General features: G+C 35.5%; 14 protein-coding genes. 1 reads left to right on the forward strand and 13 read right to left on the reverse strand.

Going from position 1 to position 19025, the window contains the following annotated elements:
* Positions 1–152 precede the first annotated feature (152 nt).
* The 7 genes from ACFPM4_RS12820 to ACFPM4_RS12850 all read right to left on the reverse strand — a co-directional run bounded on the left by ACFPM4_RS12820 (position 153) and on the right by ACFPM4_RS12850 (position 7159).
* On the reverse strand, positions 153–647 hold the full coding sequence (locus ACFPM4_RS12820; RefSeq protein WP_382352319.1) for a hypothetical protein: 495 nt from the start codon (positions 645–647) through the stop codon (positions 153–155).
* Positions 647–1120: a hypothetical protein gene (locus ACFPM4_RS12825; RefSeq protein ID WP_382352322.1), complete on the reverse strand. Its 474-nt coding sequence runs from the start codon at positions 1118–1120 to the stop codon at positions 647–649. The genes ACFPM4_RS12820 and ACFPM4_RS12825 overlap by 1 nt, the downstream gene beginning before the upstream one ends.
* Positions 1121–1253: 133 nt before the next feature.
* Positions 1254–2453, reverse strand: coding sequence for a CDP-glycerol glycerophosphotransferase family protein (locus ACFPM4_RS12830; RefSeq protein ID WP_382352325.1), 1200 nt, complete (start codon positions 2451–2453; stop codon positions 1254–1256).
* 174 nt (positions 2454–2627) lie between these two features.
* Positions 2628–3953, reverse strand: a complete 1326-nt coding sequence (locus ACFPM4_RS12835) for a CDP-glycerol glycerophosphotransferase family protein (RefSeq protein WP_382352328.1) — start codon at positions 3951–3953, stop codon at positions 2628–2630.
* 13 nt (positions 3954–3966) lie between these two features.
* Positions 3967–4707 (reverse strand): SDR family oxidoreductase, encoded by a 741-nt coding sequence (locus ACFPM4_RS12840; protein ID WP_382352331.1) that lies wholly within the window; start codon positions 4705–4707, stop codon positions 3967–3969.
* Between the two features lie 2 nt (positions 4708–4709).
* Positions 4710–5396, reverse strand: a complete 687-nt coding sequence (locus ACFPM4_RS12845) for an IspD/TarI family cytidylyltransferase (protein ID WP_382352334.1) — start codon at positions 5394–5396, stop codon at positions 4710–4712.
* 140 nt (positions 5397–5536) lie between these two features.
* On the reverse strand, positions 5537–7159 hold the full coding sequence (locus ACFPM4_RS12850) for a C39 family peptidase (RefSeq protein ID WP_382352337.1): 1623 nt from the start codon (positions 7157–7159) through the stop codon (positions 5537–5539).
* Between the two features lie 441 nt (positions 7160–7600).
* On the opposite strand from ACFPM4_RS12850, the gene ACFPM4_RS12855 reads away from it, so the two are divergent.
* Positions 7601–8698, forward strand: a complete 1098-nt coding sequence (locus ACFPM4_RS12855; protein ID WP_382352340.1) for an acyltransferase — start codon at positions 7601–7603, stop codon at positions 8696–8698.
* 401 nt (positions 8699–9099) lie between these two features.
* Here the strand turns inward: ACFPM4_RS12855 and galE are convergent, their stop codons facing one another.
* From galE to ACFPM4_RS12885, 6 genes are all read right to left on the reverse strand, one after another.
* A complete protein-coding gene (gene galE, locus ACFPM4_RS12860; protein WP_382352343.1) occupies positions 9100–10113 on the reverse strand; it encodes a UDP-glucose 4-epimerase GalE in 1014 nt (337 codons plus the stop codon).
* A gap of 148 nt (positions 10114–10261) precedes the next feature.
* Positions 10262–12877 (reverse strand): N-acetylglucosaminidase, encoded by a 2616-nt coding sequence (locus tag ACFPM4_RS12865; protein WP_382352346.1) that lies wholly within the window; start codon positions 12875–12877, stop codon positions 10262–10264.
* Between the two features lie 564 nt (positions 12878–13441).
* Positions 13442–14245 carry a teichoic acids export ABC transporter ATP-binding subunit TagH gene (tagH, locus tag ACFPM4_RS12870; RefSeq protein WP_382352349.1) on the reverse strand — a complete coding sequence of 268 codons (804 nt, stop codon included), beginning with the start codon at positions 14243–14245 and terminating at the stop codon, positions 13442–13444.
* 15 nt (positions 14246–14260) lie between these two features.
* Positions 14261–15085, reverse strand: coding sequence for an ABC transporter permease (locus ACFPM4_RS12875; RefSeq protein WP_382352352.1), 825 nt, complete (start codon positions 15083–15085; stop codon positions 14261–14263).
* A gap of 118 nt (positions 15086–15203) precedes the next feature.
* Entirely contained in the window at positions 15204–16382 is a 1179-nt protein-coding gene (locus tag ACFPM4_RS12880) for a CDP-glycerol glycerophosphotransferase family protein (protein ID WP_382352355.1), read from the reverse strand.
* Positions 16383–16463: 81 nt separating this feature from the next.
* Complete coding sequence (locus tag ACFPM4_RS12885; protein WP_382352358.1) at positions 16464–18998, reverse strand: CDP-glycerol glycerophosphotransferase family protein; 2535 nt, start codon at positions 18996–18998, stop codon at positions 16464–16466.
* Positions 18999–19025 lie beyond the last annotated feature (27 nt).

Consider the following 19025-nt stretch of genomic DNA (forward strand, 5'->3'; position numbering starts at 1 on the left):
ATGAAAGGCGGGACAACTTTCCTGACCCCATGTCCCGTTTTCGTGTCCCATCACCAAGATGAAAAGTGGGACAACTTTCCTGACCCCATGTCCCGTTTTCGTTTCCCATCACCAAGATGAAAGCTGGGACAACTTTCCTGACCCCATGTCCCTTAACCCTTTTTTCCCTCTGCTTTGCCCATTATATAGCGGAAAAACAGTAGTGTAAGTGGTTGAGTGGACAGGTAAAATCCATAGGAGTATTTTATATTCCAGCCTTTGTAGTTAAATACGTCAAATAGGACACACAACCATTCATACAATGTCCCCAGTAAGGAAGCAAAAACTAGGTATAGTAATATCCAATAGCCTTTAATATTAAAGCGATCGAATATGTATACAAAAATATAAGCAAATGGTGCATACAAGGTGTAGGTGATTAAATCAAACAGATCATATCTCCCAGTATCGGTAATATTGTATACATCGATTGTCGGGCCCGCTAATAGATGGTCCAATGTTCTTGCAACGGTTGCAGCAAAAACCATCATGAGAATCGTGACACTTAACGGGAAACGGCGTGGAAGAAGGATGACAATCGCAATCCCTACAGCAAGAGATATGATAATAAACCATTCATTTTGGTCGAATTTTTGCGGTAGTGGCATCATTCTCTTATCCCTTCTCTCCTGAGCACCTTTCTAAATAAAAGAAGTGCCACATACATCACTAGTATCATCATGACGATCGTGATGCTAGAAAGTATTATATGCCAATCCATAAATGTAATCACTTCCCATTTCACTAATAAAAACTGAGCCGAGGAAATAATGGCAACAAAAGCGATGAACACGATGAATTTTTTCATTTTTGTATCCATCTTTTCAAAGAGATTAAAAAATGCTAAATATAATAGCGGACTCATAATGAATTCATATAGTCGAAAAATAATAAATAGATCGATGCTACTTGAAACCTTCCATGATCCAACGTTCACATAAAGTATCCCCATATAACCAGTTAAAAAAAATACTAACATCATATACAAGAAAATATTCTCTAATATATGCAATCGTTTACTTTGCAGAAAAAAAGCAATCATTACTAGTAATGTTAAGTTTATAAAAATGACTAGTTCCACATATATCAACCCTTATGATGGGACTTGAAGGTCACAACTTTGTCCCAAGTATTATCAATTTATTATCACCATAAATTGCTTAAAAAATGCAAAAAACTCTGCAAGAATTGTTCCTTGCAGAGCTTAGCATTATTTAGCCAATTTCTCTATTACTTGATTGTAACTCTTCAATCCTAAATTCTTTGTCTTCAAAAATATGCTGCACAATCCGCTCCGTCGCTTTCCCATCCTGATAGTCAAAGAAGCGATTTCGGAAGTGGCTGACTTCGTCGATGCTTGCTTCAGCATTGCGAATAATTGCAATTAGTGCATTTGTGTCCATCGCGATTGGGCCAGGGATAATCTCCTCGTAAGCATAGTAGAAATCACGTTGTCGTTTGTAGTCATCCAAATCATATGGATAGAAAATCATTGGGCGATTGAGCAAGCTATAATCGAAGAACACGGTAGAATAATCGGTAATTAATAAGTCCGTAATCGTTAATAATTCTTCGATCGTAAATGCATTTTTCACTTGGTACCCAAACGTCCCTAGATTCACATTCCCTTGCATATATGGATGTAAATGAACGATTAACGTGTATTCATCCTGCAACTCCGCAGCCATTTTTCCTGCATCAAAAGGCAATTTAAAATAGTCCTGATAATGGCTTTTACCGCGAAATGTCGGTGCATATAGTAAAATCTTTTTCCCTACTGCACCTGGATACGTCTCTAAAAAGCGCTCCCGAATCTCTTCCGCTACTTTTCCCTCGTAAAAATAATCGGTTCGTGGTACACCTAGAGGGTAAATGCGCTCCTCTGGCATATTAAAGGCTTCTGCGAAAAATGGGACTACCTCCGACGAACTCACATATGCCTTTGTGTAATTGCCGTGAATTGGCACATGTTTTAAATAATCCGGGCTTGGACCAAATGGCTTCCCCACAGTACTGAGGCCGAACTTCTTCAGCGCACCGGCACTATGCCATAACTGGATAATTTCAACCTCTTTCCGCGGCTTAATCACATAGACAGGAAAATAATAATCATCAATAATAAAATACCGCGATGTCGCCAAATGGTAGCAAGCCGGGATCATATGAAATATATAGCTTATCTTTCCAGCAATCGTACTATCAAATTTCTTAAACAAATACTGTCGTTTTAAATGCGGGTACCGCTCCACGACCGCATCATGCACAAAAGCCAGATTATCCTTCAACTTATCTGCCCGATACGACGCAAACGTTACCTTCTTCTCATTCACTTTCCACAGCAAACAAAATAGCCAATAGAAAGCTCTCATTACATATTTCACTAATATAGTAGGTATTAACTTGAGAAACCTCATATACTACCTACCTCTCATCTTAAATTTTTTAGAATGGGACACGGGGTCAGACTCCTTGTCCCAACCTATAGCAGGACTAGTAACTGCCATGACCCGTTCAATGTGGACGGTGTTCCTGACCCCTCGTCCCGCCCGGTCACTGGGACGACGTTCCTGACCCCATGTCCCGCACGGTCACTGGGACGGTGTTCCTGACCCCTCGTCCCGTCTTGCGTCCACTACCACTTCTCGTTCTCCGAGAATGTGTTGGTAAATGTATTGTAGTTGTTTGTTTAGTACAGGTTCTTGGTTGTCTTTGGAGTAGAAGATGTTCAATACGCGCTCGCGATCTTCTGCATACAAGCTTGGATCATCCATCGCGCGTTCCAACTCTACTAATAAGTCCTTGAATTCGTTCACCTTTGGACCTGGTGTTACATCAAAATAATTGAAATACATTTCATTGGATTTTCGTAAGTACAAATCCAAATCATAGCTATAAAACAGCACTGGTCGATCTAGTAATAAATAATCGGTATAGCAGCTAGAGTAGTCCGTTAATAAAATATCACTATATTTCAATAGTAATTGCGGATCATACGTCTCTTCACTAATATCGATTATGTGCTCATATATACTTGGCACCATGCCACTGCTATACATATGCCGTTTTACAAGGAATTTATAACCCGTCCGTTCGCACAGTTCATTCAACTTGGCAAAATCAAAAACGAGGTTAATATCCGTCTCTAATTTTCCGAAATTCCGATGTGTCGGCATATACAAAATCACTTTCTCGTTACGAATCCAATCAGGAATTTCCAAGTCCTCCTCTGTGTCCTTGAAAAACACATCATTGCGAACTTGTCCAAGCTGTAACACATTTTCCTTTGGCACTAAAAATGTCTCTGGATAATAGGAACTAACCGCATCACTAGTTGATACGACATAGTTTGTTTTTGCTTGATTTGTTTTCACGACAAACATCCCGAAAAATCGCTTCACCCAGCTCTTTTCATGGACAATTTTATAAGAGAATGTGTTTCGATTAGCACCCCACACCTTCTTCAAACCAACACCATGCCACGTAAGATAGGAGATGGCTCCACCAACAAATGCTTTACTGAAATCGTCATTTATAGAATGCGAATGAATGACTAACTTCGCCCGCACTTGGCAGATGATTCCCTTCAGCGAATGGTGCTTATATGCTTCATACCCTTGTTTTCTTAGCATCGTGATAACACGATTATTTTTTGAAATCCACACACAGCGGTAATCTGGGTTTTTGACCATTTCCAAAAATATGTATTTCGTATTACCTCGGAAGCCTAACCCATTTTCACCACCAAACACGACAAGCTTGCGCGATTTCGGCACTAATTTTGATAAAAAGTGAATGGTTACGACAAATGCGCGCTTTCCTAGCAATCTCACTCTTTTCACTAGGCTAGAGCTTACAGCTATAAAAATTAAGATTAATAGGATAATTTGTATCCATTGCAAAATTTCATTACTCATTTTGTACCGCCTCTTATGAAGTTTGCTTTGTCACCTGTTTCACTGGTCTCTTCGTTACTTGCTTACGAACGACAATATTTTGTCCATCCAAGCATACGCCATCTTCTGATAAAAGCTGCTTAACAACCTCGCCAACATGCTCTGGCTGCATAATTGTACTCGGATCTTCGTCAGGTGCTAACACTTTTCGTAATTCTGTTGCACAACGACCTGGAGAAATACAATACACGAGGATACCGTACTCCGACAGCTCTTCTGACAATGTTTGTGACATACTAATGATGGCCGCTTTGGATGATGCATACGCAAGCCAACCAGGTCGAGCTGAACTACCCGCAGTCGAGGCAACATTTAAAATTTGCCCACCTGTTTTCTTCATCCATTTGACCGTTTCTTTCGTAATGTTAAAAATCGAATGGACATTAATGCTATACGTTTTTTCCCAATCATCAATCGACGTTTCCAATAATGACTTTGGATTCGCATATCCCGCTACATTGATTAACATATCAATCGTTCCATAGCGCTCGCCAACCGATTGAATCAAATCTTGGACTGCTGTATAATCTGTCAGATCAAGTGCATAGGCTTGGACATTTTTTCCTGGATGCATGAAACTCGCTGTTTCCTGTAACCCAGCCTCGCTTCTCGAAATTAATATAAAGTTCGTTATGTCTTCTCTATCACTCAAAGATATGGCGATTGCTCTTCCAATTCCACGACTTGCCCCGGTAATTACACAAGTTTTCCCCAATCCTAACCCTCCATTAAAATCGTTTCTTTATATATGGCTTCTGCTATTTTGCGATCAATTGGCTTCGTAATTTTGATGTTATACTCAGATCCTTGTAAAATGGTAATCTCCGATTGATAGTAATGAAAATAGAGACTCGCATCCTCTGTAAACTCGAGCCTGTCCTCTCGTGCACACTCATGTGCATAAAGTAGCTTCTTCGTATTATATTTATGTGGCAATTGTACATTCACAAGTCGATCACGTTGCAAATTCCCTTCGACAATGTCTTTTCCTTGTAACACCGTAAAAGGAATATCGAGCCCGTAGATAACGCTTTCATTACCTGCCGCAAGTAACGCTTCAAATTCTTCTCGCGACACAAATGGTCTCACCGCTTCATGAATGACGACCTGATCAAACGCTGCCTCCTGTAATCCCTTATACACGGATTCCTGGCGTGTCTCCCCACCTTCAACACAACGAATTGGTGTCGAAAACCCATAGTCTCGGATTACTTCCTGCGTTTTCTCAATAAAATCAGCTGGACACGGAATAATAATCTCCTTAATCTCACTGATGCCATCTATCTTTTCCAACACATGAATAAAAATTGGTTTCCCGGCTAACAACAGAAACTGCTTCGGCATATTCAACTGCATCCGCTTACCTACACCACCGGATAGTAAAATAAAACTAAACTCAGACATCATGACCCCCCTTTGGTCAAAATTCAGAAAATTTTAATATAGTTTATTATACTATTATTGGTAAGCGCTGTCACTAGGAGAATGTCCGACAAAAAAATTCGAACGGTAAGTCCCCGCTCGAATTTTGCTAGATTAATAGTTTAATTTGTTAGTGCTCGTCTATCTTGACTACTCCATAACTTATTAAATTCTTGCTTTGTAATTCTTACATTTTTCTCTCCTGTCCAGCAGTCGTTGTAATAATAATAGGCATTATCGAATCCTGTAAGTACTAGAGCATGTACCTTAAACCCGTGTATTGGTGAACCCCAAATTACAACAGGTTTATTACTTAATAATTGTCTTTCTAGATTTGAATTACTTACATTAGTTAAATTGGTTGCACTTCCTGCATATTTTTGAACTAGTCCCATTAAAGCTGTAGGATAAATAGTCCAACCATTCTTTTTATATGGATCCCCAACATATCCTAAATTAGGATTCCATGGATGTTTTGGCTTTTCATTCGCTAGTGTAATTTTATCTACATCAAGTCCCAAATACTGTAACATCATTGTTACAGCGGTAATTTCGCACCCAGTAGGTAATTCAGGTAGTTGACTAATAATAGGAACGTTTAATGTAATACCTGTAATCTTAGATCCGTGTTGCCCATATTTAGTATTTAGTACATATGTATATGATGCTAGTAAGCGTTGTGTTTTTGTTTCTCTTTTATAAGCATTATTTATATAACTATCAGAATTTAAATTAAACATGAACTTTATGTATTTTCCATGAGACCCATAAATGGTTCCTGGATAATATTCGTATCTACTAACAATTTTCTTAGTTTCATTTTCCTTTTTATGAGCATTAATAACATTACCTGATGAATTAATATTAAAAGTAAATTTGATATGATTACCATGAGTTCCATAGACCGTATTAGGGTAGTATTCATATCTAGTTACAATTTTCCTCGTTTTATTCTCCTTCTTGTATGCACTTTCAACATAACCATCGGGACTTATATTAAAAGTAAACTTAATGTTACTCCCGTGAGAACCATATTCTGTATTAGGATAGTATTCATATCTTGTTATAATTCTCTTCGTTTCATTCTCCTTCTTGTATGCGTTTACTACATGACCTGATGGACTAGGGATAAATGTAAATTTAATATGATTACCATGTGCGCCGTATTTTGTATTAGGATAATACTCATATCTCGACAACACTCTTTGACTTTGTGCTTCTAATTTCATAGCACCTGTTATGTATTCGTCTTCAATATTAAAAACATATTGTATATATTGCTCATGAGTCCCGTATGTTGTAGAAGGATAATACTCATATTTCTTAATCACTTCTTGATTAGAATTTAATTCAGTAGCGTCTTCTATATAACCTTGGCTGTTAATATTGTAAATAAACTTGACACTATTATCTACGTTTTCAATGGTTGTTCCCGGAAGATACTCCATAATCTTTATTAGATTATTACTAGAAAATACTTCAGTATAAGTTAATCCTCCTTGTTCATCGAAATAGTGTATTTTATTCACTGTATCCTCGATAGGCAATTCGGGCTGATCATAGGATGGAGGAACTTCATCATTAGGATCTTCATCATTAGAAACTTCTGATTGGAACTTATCATCCGTTCCTTTGTCAATAAATTTACTAGCACCCACCGCATTTCCATTGGCTTGAATTGTAGGCACAAAAGAAGTGGTAACCACCAATAAACAAGCTAGCATAATTAATATTCTTTTCTTCATTTCTTCCCCTCCTTTTTTGAATTTTTATATTTACCACACTACTAATATACTATAATAAGACACTTATTTCAGGAAGAAGTAGTTCTTTTTTCATATAATTGGTATTACTAATAAGTATTTTAGAATTAAAAATGGTGTATTGACAAATTATACTGAATGATTGTTAGAAGGAATTACTAATATCTAAAATTAAACTAGTTAAATATATATAGACTGGAAACCAATACTATCGTCGGTTTTCAGTCTATTTTTAATAACATAAAATTAAAATATATTGCTAATTTGGCAATGTCACTCTTAAGTATTTACCTTTTAGTTTGCACTGCACATGTTCAAATATTGTCGTAAACCTATTCTTAACTGAGTTTCTTATATTTTTTAGCATATGGTGGAAAGATACTTTTAATATCTGTCAGAAAATATTATATATGGAGGTTTTCCATGTCGACGAATGGGACCCAAAAAGTTAGAAAGTCCAATTTCGAATTACTGAGAATCATTTCCATGTTAATGATTGTAGTATTGCATACAGGTACACATGGGTTATCGAAGTATGTAGACGTAGAAACTCTAGGAACTTATAATGAATTCTTTTATTACTTCATTCGATCTTTAGCTATTATTGCAGTAAATGTATATGTGTTCATCAGTGGATATTTTTTAGTAAAATCAAAGTTCAAATGGAGAAGGTTACTTCTTTTATTTTTAGAGACAAGTTTTATCTCTTCCATCATCTACTTAGGTACAGTTTGGTTTGAATTTGAAACTTTTACATTTGAAAACTTTATTAAATCTTTATTCTCGATCTATTTTCGACAATATTGGTTTGTAACTGTATATTTTGTCTTATATTTAATTTCACCATTTTTAAATTTACTGATTGAAAATTTGAGTAAGAGAGACCACAGAAACTTATTAATAATACTATTTGTTATTTCTGCTGTTTGGCAATTTTTCTTTTCTAATAACTTTTTAGCGATCATGTCGGGCTATAGTATTGTATATTTTATTTTTCTTTACATTCTTGCAGCATATATTAGATTTTACGATTTTATCTTTAAGGATTTTAAAAAGAATATATACTTAATTTCATTTGTTTTATTAGCCTTGCTTAATAGTTTCTTGTTTCTGCAACTGGGAAAAAGTAACGTAATGGATTTTATTAATGAAATACACTTTCTACAAATTCAAAAAACCGATTTATTCGACTATAATTCACCAATTGTTTTAGCTATGTCTTATTGCCTGTTTCTTTACTTTAAACATCTGAACATTACATCAAGAATTATCAACTTTTCAGCTACATACGTTTTCGGAGTTTATTTAATTCATGAACAACCTAGTATGAGGCAGGTATTATGGGAAAAGCTCGGAATTATAGAAAATGTTATTTCAACAAAAACCAATTATATATTAGTAAAGTATTTAACCGTTAGCATTGTTGTATTTCTTGCATGTTGGCTAGCTTCCCTTGTCCTAAGCTCTATATACTACTATCTTACAAGGATTCTCTCTAAACCGAAAGTTAGCAACAGCTGACACATACACTACAAATAAAAAATTTGAAACTGAAAGAATGTAGAATGGATAAAAGCCAAACTATTCATTGATTTAATATCAAGATAGTTTGGCTTTTTTCTATAGATATATGGGAAAAGCGCTTCCTGTGTAGTGTCTTTAACATGCTGTTCTCACAGGAGGCACTATTTAAAATACAAATAAAATTTATTTTAGCAGTCATAATTAACAGGATTTAAACATTACCAGCGAAGGAAGTACACGGAGACTCCTGCGGGATGTACGGTAGCCGGGAGACCCCACAGGCGCGATTGGCGCCGAGGAGTCTTCCGAACCGCCCGCGGAAAGCGTAGTGTATTTCCGTAGCGGTATAGTAAACTTACATTGTATGGATAAAAAGTTTTGTCCCGGTTTTTATAAATTTAGTTGTAGCCTTCTGGATTTTTAGACTGCCAATTCCATGCGTCTTTACACATTTCATTGAGGTCTTTTTCCGCTTGCCAACCTAGTTCTTCCTTCGCTTTTGTAACTTCTGCATAGCAAACAGCTAAGTCCCCTGGTCTTCTATCGACAATCTCATAAGGAACTTTCTTATTTGTTGCTTTTTCAAATGCAGCAACCATTTCTAATACACTATATCCATTACCAGTACCCATATTATACGTCCTGACACCTGGTGCTTCATTATTATCCAGCGCTTTTACATGGCCTTTTGCAAGATCGACAACATGGATATAATCCCTTACACCGGTACCATCCTTCGTATCATAATCTGCACCGAAAATTCTTAGTTTCTCCAGTTTTCCTGTAGCAACATTCGTAATATACGGCATTAAATTGTTAGGAATTCCATTCGGACTTTCACCTATTAAGCCACTCTCATGTGCACCTACTGGGTTAAAATAGCGTAGTAATGTAATCTTCCATTCCGCATCAGATTGATAAACATCGCGCAGTATTTCCTCAATAAATAATTTTGTCCGTCCATACGGGTTAATGGCTCCTAATTTACCTTCTTCATTCACAGGCATCGTGTTACTCATATCGTAAACAGTTGCAGAAGAACTAAACACAATGTTTTTCACATTAAACTCAGCCATTACTTCACATAAGTTAATCGTGGACATTAGATTATTTTTATAATATTGCAAAGGAATCTGAGTGGATTCTCCGACAGCTTTTAATGCAGCAAAGTGAATTACTCCAGAAAAGTCATGACCCTTAAATATTTCGTATATAGCTTCTTTATTCGTTAAATCTACTTCATATGTAGGTGGCTGATATCCGATAATTTCTTCTAGTCGATTTAATACTTTTTTATTGCTATTGATAAAGTTATCTACGATGACTACTTCATATCCTGCATTATGAAGTTCGACAATCGTGTGAGACCCTATATATCCTGCACCACCGGTTACTAAAATTTTTTTTGTCATACACTTCTACTCCTAATAAATGTATTATTTGTCGACTTACTTTCACTTCATACTATAACAGACCTGTGGAAAATCACCAAAAATTTTCTATATATAAAAAAAGCTTGATCCACATTTTCACCTTGTGAATCAAGCTCTTACTCTATTATTATTTGTATTTAGGAATCTCAAAACGCAATACTGCATTAGGTAGACTTTCATATACCTCTTTAATCTTAGGTAATTGTTTCTGTACCCAACCGATATCTGTTGCATATTGATGAGTTCCTGGAGCACTTGGATTCCACTTCATTTTATATAATGTATTTTGCTTATAAGTGGAATGATTAACATAGTTTAAAGATATCCATTCTGCACCACCGATAATAGCCTTGGCTGGAGATGTCCATCCAGCTTGGTAAGCCTTCGTAGCTCCTCCACTTACAGCACTATTATCGTACGCAGCAATTCCAAACATATTGTACACTTTCTTAATATCTGTAAGGCTACTTCTATTGCTAGATGTAACTAATACAAGTGTACCATTTTTATTTTTACCAACTTCCACACCTGTCGCAAGTTCTGATCTACCATTTCCTGTTTCCAACAGTGTGTGCGCTACTAAATAAGCTTCATTAATGTTAAAAGACTTACTTGCTTCAATAAAGCTCTTCTCTGTACCACTGAGTGTACCTTTTCCTTGTAAAATACCTTTTAACTCTGCCTCCGTTACACCTGCTCTACCAGATAAAACTAAGTGTTGGAATTGATCTAGGTTATTCGGATTGAGTAGGTACTCAACATCTGCACGTTTCGCATTTCTCCAAGTCCCAAAGCTAATTTCATGCCACTCGGAGCCTTCTTTGACGATATTAACAGTTGTACCTGCGTTTACCGTTGCATACACATGACTCGTGTCAGAAGCTGATTCTCTAATATTAACTCTAGTTGTTGTTTTCGCAACTTTTGCATTTGGGTTTGCTAATGATGTATGAACATAGAGTGTTTGATTATTATATTTAATTTTATACCAATCAGTTGTACCCTCGTGCAAGTCACCTTTTACTTTTTCTAAAATAGTAACTTTAGTTCCTAATCCTACTTGATCTGCTACATTATCACCAAAAACTGGTGCTGTTCGCAGGTTTACAGGACTACCAGTAATCGCACCTGTTTCTTCAATTTCTACATACGCTGCAGAAATAAATGCATTTTTATTACGGAATTCATCCGTTTGTGGTGGAGGGTTTGCACCCATTTGCTTATTTAAAGCTTCTTGGAATGTCATATTATACGTAGTATATCTACTATCTGTTTCATTAACATTTCCTGCTTGTACCCATACTAAGCGACCATCAATATAACCTCGGTACCAAACGTAGTTTCCTACTCGTTCCGTTAAATTAATATTGAATTCTTGGTATTGGTACGGCATTAAATCCCAATATACAACATCCTTCGTTGCTCCCCAAGCATCTGTATATGCCCAGCCTGTCCCTTTTAGATAGTACGTCTTCTTCTGACTATCTAGTGTTACATGGTTTTGAGCCCACATATCAACTGCTTGCACCCAACCAATTACGCCACTTCTAGGGCCAGTACTGATTTGATAATAAAGTTTCCCATCAATTTCAGCTTGTTTTTTAATATAGAACACTTTATTTGTATGAGTGTCCCCTGCTGTAATGAACTTAGAAGTATTATTTACTTCTTCATAAATTTTCGCATCGGCACTTTCAATTCTACCTAGCATACTTGTTGAACTTATTTTAAATGGTGGTTCAGCAGTTGCATTATAAGATTGTATCCACAGTAGTTGTCCATTAATATAACCGCGATACCAAGTATAATCTCCTACTTTTTCGGTTAAATTAACGATAAATTCTTGGTTTTTAAATGGCGTTAAATCTTTATACACAACATCTTTGCCTGCGCCCCATGCGTCTGTATAAGCCCAACCTGTTCCTTTAAGGTAAAGGAGCTTTTGTTTATTATCTACACCAACATGAGTTTGTGCCCACATATCATTGGCTTTAACCCAGCCAACTACTCCACTTCTTGGATGTGTGCTAATTCGATAATAGAGCTGTCCGTTATACTGAACTTGTTGTTTAATATAATAGATCTTATCTGTATATGTGGAACCCGCTGTTTTACTGTTTGCTGTACTATTATAGCTTTCGTAAATTTGGGCATTCACATTTTGAATTCTTCCTAGTTTACTAGTAGAATTCACTTTACCTGTTGGTTGATTAAGAACATTATAGGATTGTACCCAGACGGTCTTCCCATCAATTGTTCCACGATACCAAATATAATTTCCTACTTTTTCAGTTAAATTAACTTTAAATTCCTGATCTTTATAAAGAGATAGGTTTCGATACACAACATCTTTACTTGCTCCCCATGCATCCGTATAAGCCCATCCAGTTCCTTTTAAATAGAACGTCTTTTGCCTTTTATCTACACCAACATGGTTTTGCGCCCATATATCAGAAGCCTTTACCCAACCTATTACACCACTTCTTGCTTCAAGACTAATTCGGTAATAAAGTTCCCCATTCCAATTAGCTTGTTGCTTTATATATAGGACTCTGTCGGTATATGTGGAGCCTGCTTTACTAGTAGATGCATTGTTGGACAACTCTGAAAAAATAGTGACATTGGCACCGTCTAGACGACCGAGCTTACTAGTACTTTGCACGTCCGCAGCTAGAGATATTTGTGGGAGTGTTAAACCAATCATGAATAAAGCTAAAATAATTATCCCTAGTTTTTTCTTCAATTCTGATCCTCCATGCTTAATAGTTTTCTGTCATCTTTTGTACATTGATAACTACCATATCTTTCTGTTTTGACAATTATCTATCATCCGCACGAAGTTTCTTCACCTCTTTTCTATAATAGAATATAACCCCTATTCTACTAGACTATCAAAAAATCTACAGAGAAAATAGTCTCTATTTGTCATATCGTCAAGAAAGTTTTAAAAATTAATAGTTACAAACAAAAAATAATGAGCTATATAACATTTATTGACAAAATTGGCTGGGAAAAAGAAATATTGATAAAAGCCAAAGACCGAACTACAACTTGAATATATCAAGATAGTTCGGTCATTTTCTATCATCTATAGGAATTTAAAGTTATCAGCGGAGGAAATACACGAAGACTCCTGCGGGAAGTACGGTAGCCGGGAGACCCCGCAGGCGCGGACAGCGACGAGGAGGCTTCCGAACCGCCCGCGGAAAGCGAAGTGTATTTCCGAAGCGTATATAGCTACATCTAAATCGTTCGGATTTATATCTAATTCAAATCGCTATGTCCCAGCCCTTTACAATGTATAAAATTAATTTACTGCATTTGCAGTTTGATTTCGTTTAATCGCTTCTTCTTTATATGCATCTTTTTCAGCTTTAGACATTTTCTGCCACTGTTTTAAAAACTGTTCATATTTCGGTATAACCTCATCAACAGTCCCATAATCTCTAACAGTCCCAAATTCTAACCAAAGAATCTTCTCGCAGAATTCCTTCATTTGACCAAGGGAATGGCTGACAAAAATCATTGTTTTACCTTTTTGTTTAAATTCCTTCATTTTCGCTAAACTCTTTTCAGCAAACGCTTTGTCACCAACAGATAATGCTTCATCAATAATTAATATGTCAGGATCCACATTAACTGAAATCGCAAATCCTAACCGAGATTTCATCCCACTTGAATATGATTTTACTGGCTGGTCAATAAATTTCCCAAGCTCAGAAAACTCTATGATTTCTGGTTCAAGTGCTTTTATCTCCTCTTTACTAAATCCAAGCATTAAACATTTCAATTCAATATTATCTCGACCAGTTAAGTCCCACTTCAACCCTGATGCAACTGCAATCAAGGCAGTTTGTCCGTTTACTTCCACTGTTCCTGCAGTTTCCGGTACAATTCCTGCAATGATGTTCGATAATGTGGATTTGCCTGAACCGTTAATTCCGATGAATCCAACAATATCACCTTTTTCCGCTTCAAAATTAACATTTGTTAATGCGTAAAAGTCTTCACCATAGTTTTTAGGTGTGAGTAAGTCTAATAAACGTTCTTTTGTACCATTATATAGTTTATATTTCTTTGTAACGTTTTTTGCAATAATTGCCTTTTCCATGATAATCACAGACCTTTATAAGTAATCGATAAAATGTCTTCTAAATTTCACATGTAAAATAGATCCAAATAAGAACAGAACAATAACTAATCCCCAGAAATATAGAGTATATTCCCAGTTCGTAATGAGGTACCATTCTGTACCAAATAGTGATGCTCGATATCCCTCAATTATATAAAATAGTGGATTTAACTTCATTGCTGCGTTTAATAACGGGTCCTCGAAGTATGCTGTAATCGGCCATAAAATTGGCGATAAATATAATAGCATCCTTAATGTTGCATTTAAGAACATGTGAACATCCCTTATTATTGTCGATAATGTAGATGTTATCAATGCAATCGAGAATAGTAAGGCAAACGTAGCAAAGATATAATAAAACAACTGTATATAATAAAAACTAATGAAATAACCAGCCAAATTGAAAATGACGATGGTAATACCTAGCATAAATAAATGAATATAAAACTGCGAGAAAATGACAAAGTTCGGAATTACACTCATTGGAAAGTTCATTTTGGCTAGCATACCAAGTCTACTATAAATTGATTTGGAACCTTGGATGGTAGATTGATAAAAGAATATCCATAATATAAAGCCGGCCAAAAGCCAAAGTATGAATGGCACTTCTACATCTGGTGCTATTTCCACATCTGCCCTTTTTCGAATAGCACCGAATACAAACCAATATATAAGTATCTGAATAGTTGGGTTGATTACTTCCCAGGCCATCCCTAAATAATTATTTCGGTTAGTACTTTTTAGTTCATATAAGGATAATCTTCTAATTAAATAAAAATGATTTATTTGTTCTTGTAAAACTTTAATAGCTGCTTTCATATATATGTCCTTTCAGGGCTATATAAACTCGATTCTCTTTCGCCGATAATCACATTAAATTATACAAGTACAGTATTCAAAATACAATAAAACTCCCGAGACCTCTTATAGACCCAATTCATTGTTTAAATACTGCATCTACTACACGCTTTGTTGCATTTCCATCTTCTAAGTAACAGAATTTCTCGTAAAATGCTTCTATACTAGCAGATGGGCTAAATCCATTTTCATCGATATCTTGTATAACACGAATAATCTCTTCTGTTGTACGTACTAAAGGGCCTGGAGCCTTTGCTTCAAAGTCATAATAAAAGCCTCTTATTTGATCCCTATACTCTTCTAAGTCATAAACGAAGAAAATCATTGGCCGCCTCAAATTACCATAGTCAAAGAATACAGATGAATAGTCCGTGATTAATAAGTCTGCTATTACGTATAATTCACGTATATCCTTATGATTGGAAAAATCATACACAAACCCTTGAAACTCTTTTATATCAAGATTTTCTGCTACTAAATAATGGAGCCTTAGCAAAATAATATAGTCCTCACCAAGTTCATCCTTCATCTTTTGTAGATCCATTTGTAAGTCAAACTTATATTTACCTAAATCGTGATATTGATTATCACGCCATGTAGGAGCATAGAGAATTATTTTTTTATCCAATGGTAAGTTTACTGACTGCTTTATCTCCTTGATGGATTCCTCATCATTGCTGGTGAATAGAAAATCATTTCTCGGGTATCCAGTCTCTAGCATTGTACCATTAAATTGAAAAGCCCTTTTGAATATTTCAGTTGAATATGCATTAGGAGATACTAAGTAATCCCATTTCTTCGCTTCTTTTAGGAAGCCTTTTTTATATTCTTCTGTGTTTGTTTTTGCCATATGAACTTCATTCATATCTGCTGCAAGACGCTTTAACGGCGTTCCATGCCATGTTTGTAAATAAACTACCCCTTTTGACTTCGGAATCCAATAAGGTAATCTACTATTTGTTACCCAATATTTAGCTTTATTCATCAACAACATCCATTGAAAAGAGAATCTACGAACAGATTGAATCGAAGTATTCTCTAATTCTTTTTCTTTCCTGCTGTCAAAGCTCCAATACAATTTATACTCTGGGTAGTGTTCTAGCATATATTCATAAATCGCCCTTGGATTATCACTGTATTGTTTCCCCAAGAAGCTTTCGAACATAACCATCTTGTCATCTTTTGTAGTCAATAAACCTACTATACGATACAGAAGACGATAGACAGTAAATCCGATGCTTTTTATTATTTTCTTCATTTTCTCACCACAATCAAATAATATAGGGCAAAAAAGGAAGGAGAAATACAACCATATGTTTCTCCCCCCTTTTATTTTGCTTTATTTATCTAATTTTTCATAGAAGCTTGCCATTGCAGCTTCATTATATTTTTCGGCATCAAATTCTGGACGTGGTAGGTCTTGTTCGATAACAGCAAGCATTCCTCCTGCTATTCCAGCAACTGAATTTTCTACTAACATTCCGTACTTGCCGTCCTCTAACACATACCTATTCGCAACAATATCGGTTCCAATCGTGTGTAACCCAAGTGTTAGTGATTCTAATAACACTAGTGGTTGTCCTTCGTAATGAGAAGATAATATGAAAGCATCACATTTATTCATCAAATAGAAGGGATTTGATTTATGCCCTGTTAAAAACACAGAGTCCTCTAATTGATGTGTTTGTATTAGTCTTTCCAATACTGGCCTCATTGGTCCTTCACCGACAATATATAGACGAGTATGTTTATATTTTTTGTGGACCTCTGCAAAAGCTTCAATCAACTGATCTTGGCCTTTTTCAGGAGATAATCTCCCCATATTTATATAGTTTGTATACCCCTCACCTTCAACTGGCACAGGTATATTTTCTATTTCTAGTCTTCTTTGTCGATTAACTCTCGCATTCACTAAAACAGGTTGCTTATCTTTGTAGTAGAGCTCCGTATCATCCTGGGAGAGTTGTTTTATCTTTTTAGGATTAATGGAGTTAATGACATAGCTAATTTTCGTATCACCAATATAGCTTTTCAGTCTCTCTTTATTTACCTCCATTGTTGCTTCTGAAACACTAACGAGCTCATCAAAGTATTTATATAATGAAAATACTCCTCTTAAATTAATAAAGTGTGGCCTTTTCCCATTCACTTTACGATTCATATCTGAATATAAATCACTATGCATGAAAATCATTTTTTTCTTCGCTTCACCAGCTAGCAAGATGTTTGGCCAGAACATGGAGTATCCACTATAGTCGATAATATAATCAAATTTGGATTTCCCGACTATACGTTTATATTCCCGTTTATACATGTTCCAAGGGAATATACGCTCCAAGAAGGTTGATGATATACCGCGATTGCGAGTTACGTAATTACAATAGTTCTCGTAAATGGTTTGATTAATACGCCCAATTTTAAAAGCAAATCTTACATTTGGATTTACTCTCAACATATTATTAAGAATTTCTTGATTGTTTGTATAGTTCACAAGCAGTGTAACATCGTACCGGCTATAATCAATATTATCTAATAACCCGATAGCAGCCCCAGTAATCCCATTGTTACGGAGACCACCAGGATACATTAATATTTTTTCTTTTTTATTATTAGATGAAACATTTGCTGGTGCTGAATTAAATACTTTATTGATAATTGTTTCTGTAACATTTCCATATTCTTGGTAGCAGAACTTATCAATAAAGGATTGGTAATTATCCTTATATTCCTCTTGAACTCCTTCGATATCCTCAATACTATGAATTAAACTATCGACATCTTTGCATATTGGACCTGGTAGATGATCCGTCTCAATATACATACCTCGATTACTCTTATAATCATCATAATCCCACATATAAAATAGAATCGGTCTTCTTGTAACTAAAAAGTCAAAGAAAATACTGGAGTAATCAGTTATTAAAATGTCAGTTGCCGCAAGTAGTTCATTCGTTTCAAACGTATCTGAAACTAATCTTCCTTCAAGCAATGGGCTATTTACAGCATATTTGTATAAGAATGGATGCACCTTCACGAGTACTTTATAATCTCCACCAACAGCAGCTTCCACTTTACTTATATCATCATGAATTTGCTCAATATCATTTCGTGGCTTAGAAATGGTATCCCCTTTCCAAGTAGGTGCATACAAAATGATCTTCTTATCTCCAACATCAATATTTTCTGACTTTAATGTAGCTGTCACTTCATCTCTAGTCGTATTGACTGTTAGATCAATTCTCGGATACCCATCTTCTAATATTTGTCCCTCATATAAATTTTCTAATTTAAATGCACTATTAAAAATCTCCGTAGTAAAAGTATTAGGACTTAAAATATAATCTGTGCTAAGAAAATTACGGACGACATTACTAGGACCAGTTGGTAATACACCTTCCATATCATAGCCCATATTTTTAAGCGGTGTTCCATGCCACGTATTTATATATACTTGTTCATCTTTAACGGTATATATATTTTGAAACGTAGAATTGTTGATTAAATATTTACACTTCGAAAGTGATTTTAAATAATCTCTACTATTCCTCAAGACAAATTTCACATTTGTATGTTGGCGATACTTCTCTTCCATGTCTTTTAAATATTCACGATTTGAAAGAGACCAAATATGTACATAATCCTTACCTTTTGGATTTTGTAGCATATATTTAAATATTGCGTATGGACTATCTGTCATAGATTGACCGTCTCTTGACTCGTATAAAACGTAATTATCAACTACTGAATATTTTTCATAGTATTTTGCATATAATGTTCGGTTTCGTATATCTCTGACTCTGAAAAAATCTATAATCGGTTTTATAAAGAAAGCGAGCTTTCTCTTAGATACCTTTTTAAGCGATTTTAAATTCACATCATTCTCTCCTTAAACACCAATTCG

The organism is Lederbergia graminis (assembly GCF_042655485.1).
Classification (GTDB): Bacteria; Bacillota; Bacilli; order Bacillales; family Bacillaceae_C; genus Lederbergia; species Lederbergia graminis.

Coding starts and splice junctions, on each gene's coding strand:
- ACFPM4_RS12880 (WP_382352355.1), bottom strand. CDS start 16,382: ATGAAGAAAATAATAAAAAGCATCGGATTTACTGTCTATCGTCTTCTG.
- ACFPM4_RS12875 (WP_382352352.1), bottom strand. CDS start 15,085: ATGAAAGCAGCTATTAAAGTTTTACAAGAACAAATAAATCATTTTTAT.
- ACFPM4_RS12850 (WP_382352337.1), bottom strand. CDS start 7,159: ATGAAGAAAAGAATATTAATTATGCTAGCTTGTTTATTGGTGGTTACC.
- ACFPM4_RS12855 (WP_382352340.1), top strand. CDS start 7,601: ATGTCGACGAATGGGACCCAAAAAGTTAGAAAGTCCAATTTCGAATTA.
- tagH (WP_382352349.1), bottom strand. CDS start 14,245: ATGGAAAAGGCAATTATTGCAAAAAACGTTACAAAGAAATATAAACTA.
- ACFPM4_RS12835 (WP_382352328.1), bottom strand. CDS start 3,953: ATGAGTAATGAAATTTTGCAATGGATACAAATTATCCTATTAATCTTA.
- ACFPM4_RS12845 (WP_382352334.1), bottom strand. CDS start 5,396: ATGTCTGAGTTTAGTTTTATTTTACTATCCGGTGGTGTAGGTAAGCGG.
- ACFPM4_RS12830 (WP_382352325.1), bottom strand. CDS start 2,453: ATGAGGTTTCTCAAGTTAATACCTACTATATTAGTGAAATATGTAATG.
- ACFPM4_RS12820 (WP_382352319.1), bottom strand. CDS start 647: ATGCCACTACCGCAAAAATTCGACCAAAATGAATGGTTTATTATCATA.
- galE (WP_382352343.1), bottom strand. CDS start 10,113: ATGACAAAAAAAATTTTAGTAACCGGTGGTGCAGGATATATAGGGTCT.